At 41.8% G+C, this 2,527-nt stretch carries 4 protein-coding genes; all 4 read right to left on the reverse strand.

Going from position 1 to position 2,527, the window contains the following annotated elements:
- A partial coding sequence (locus V7083_RS18135) for a hypothetical protein (protein WP_335480523.1) occupies positions 1-198 on the reverse strand: 198 nt, incomplete at its 3' end.
- A 75-nt stretch (positions 199-273) separates the two neighbouring features.
- Positions 274-1,647, reverse strand: a complete 1,374-nt coding sequence (locus V7083_RS18140) for a nucleoside recognition domain-containing protein (RefSeq protein ID WP_335480525.1) — start codon at positions 1,645-1,647, stop codon at positions 274-276.
- Complete coding sequence (locus V7083_RS18145; RefSeq protein WP_335480527.1) at positions 1,647-2,339, reverse strand: FeoB small GTPase domain-containing protein; 693 nt, start codon at positions 2,337-2,339, stop codon at positions 1,647-1,649. The genes V7083_RS18140 and V7083_RS18145 overlap by 1 nt, the downstream gene beginning before the upstream one ends.
- Positions 2,329-2,526: a FeoA family protein gene (locus tag V7083_RS18150; protein WP_335480529.1), complete on the reverse strand. Its 198-nt coding sequence runs from the start codon at positions 2,524-2,526 to the stop codon at positions 2,329-2,331. Before V7083_RS18150 ends, V7083_RS18145 begins: the two co-directional genes overlap by 11 nt.
- Position 2,527 lies beyond the last annotated feature (1 nt).

The following is a 2,527-nucleotide window of genomic DNA, read 5'->3' on the forward strand; positions in this document are numbered from 1 at the left end:
CGGTATGATCTTCAAATTCAATTTTTTTTGTAAATATTGAAAGTGTTCAATTGGCATCGAGCCATGGCCTTTCGCATCTCCGAGTGAAAATTGAATGGTAACGCCATTATTGGAAATGACCGTTAATGTTTCAGCTGAATTAAGATATTCTTGAATCGCTTGTGAAATTTGGAACCTTGAGCCTATTTCTATCGACATTATGTCTCTCCTTTGTAGAAAATATTCCTCTACATTATCTCCAAAGATTGTATTGACATACATCAATTTCCAAATCTAGATGAGACCAAGGTATTTAACCGTTTGGGTTATGACAAGCGGAACAATAATGGCAATGACGGTAGGAATAGCAAAAGAGACGAAAGTCCATTTGATGCTTTTTGTTTCTTTATAAATGTTGATGAGTGTTGTGCCGCACGGATAATGAAGTAATGAAAACAACATCATATTGAGTGCGGTTAACCAGGTCCAACCATGGTTTACCAAAATATTGCGTAAGTCAGTCATACTATCTACCTCAGTTAACGCACCAGTCGATAAATAGCCCATTAATAAAATGGGAAAGACAATTTCGTTAGCTGGCAGCCCTAGTATAAACGCCATCATAATATATCCATCCAGCCCTAACAACTTACCAAACGGATCGAGAAAATTTACGGCATGCATCAAAATACTTGTATCACCGATATAAATATTCGCAAATACCCAGGTTAAAATCGCTGCTGGGGCTGCCACTTTAACGGCTCTCACGAGAACAGACCATGATTTCGTTACAGATGAACGGATGACGGTATCGAAAATTTTAGGGCGCCTGTATGGAGGAAGCTCCAGTGTATAATGCGTAGGAATCCCTCTTAAAGCCGTCTTGGAAAGGGCCCAGGAAACGAAAAAGGTAACCAAGATACCGAAAAGAACAATGCCGACGATGACACCTGTCGTCACCAGTGATTTCACACCATTGGTAAAATTTGCGGCCATAAATAACGATGCCAACACGATTAAGGTTCCCCATCTGCCATTACAAGGGACGAAATTATTCGTTAGAATCGCCAGCATCCTTTCACGAGGCGACTCGATAATTCTAGTGGATATGACAGCCGCGGCATTACAGCCAAATCCCATCGCCATTGTTAAGGATTGTTTCCCATGGGCGCCTACTTTTTTAAAAATGCGGTCAAGATTAAAGGCTACCCGCGGCAAATATCCGTAATTCTCCAGCAACGCGAAGGTTGGGAAAAAAATAGCCATCGGCGGAAGCATTACACTTATGACCCATGTTGTTCCCCTATACAAGCCAAGGACTAAAATGCCGTTTAGCCAATCAGGGGCATTTAAATAGGTGAAAACGGAAGTAATGTATTTTTCTAACGAACCGAAAAACTCGGCCAGCATCGATGAAGGAACATTTGCCCCAGCAATCGTGATGTAAAAAATTAATCCAAGAATGGCAATCATAATCGGAAAGCCAAATATGGGGGAAGTCAAGAATGCGTCGAGTTTTTCAGTCCTCGTATCTCGCTTAGATTTCGTATAGGTGATCCCTTCTCGGCAAAGCTGGTGACTTCGTTCATACAGCTGTTGGACGATATCATCGCGAAGCTTCGCAGTTGATAGTGTTTGAGCTTCTTTATAAAGTTGTTCCATTTCCATTAAAGTGCCCCCTCTGGAACCAAACGACCGCCCAGCTCTTTGAGTAATGTTTCATCTCCATCCAATAGCCGGAGTGCTACCCAGCGTGAAGAAAAACGATCCCCGACGATTTCTCGGACTTTCGGCTCGATTTTTTGAATTCGTTCTTCAATCTCATCTGGATATTTCATTTGGACTGGCTGACATTCTATGGCCCCCGTCACAATCCGTTCAATGGTGTCTAGCAGTAGCGGAAAACCTTTTTTATTTCTGGCTGAAATTTTAATGACGGGCACGCCCAATCTGTTTGTCAATAAGCGTTCATTGATGTGAATGCCCTGTTGTTCTGCAACATCTATTAAATTAATGCAAATCAATACATTTTTTGTCATTTCTAATACTTGCAAGGCTAGATTAAAATTTCTTTCTAAAGAGGTGGCATCAAGCACCACAAGAGTTAGATCCGGTTTTTCAAATACAATATAATTTCTTGCGACTTCTTCATCCTTTGAGTTGGAAAAAAGGGAATAGGTGCCTGGCAAATCAATCATGTTAAAGGTGTGACCTTTGTGCTGAACGCTACCCTGTGCCAAGGAAACCGTTTTTCCTGCCCAGTTCCCTGTATGCTGCCTCAGGCCAGTAAGTGCATTAAACAGTGTGCTCTTGCCAGTATTTGGGTTGCCGGCTAACGCTATTCGATATTCATTTCCCATCGATGATCAGCTCCCCTTCGATTTTAGAGCTTTCCTCTTTACGTAAGGCAATGGTCGTTTGGCTAACCCGAAACGCAATAGGATCGCCTAATGGACTTTTACGGATGACCTCCACAAATGCACCTGCTACAAAACCTAAGTCTAGTAATCTTCTTCTCATAACACCGTCCAAATGGATGGATGTAATT

The organism is Bacillus sp. JJ1764 (assembly GCF_036962145.1).
Lineage (GTDB): Bacteria > Bacillota > Bacilli > Bacillales > Cytobacillaceae > Neobacillus.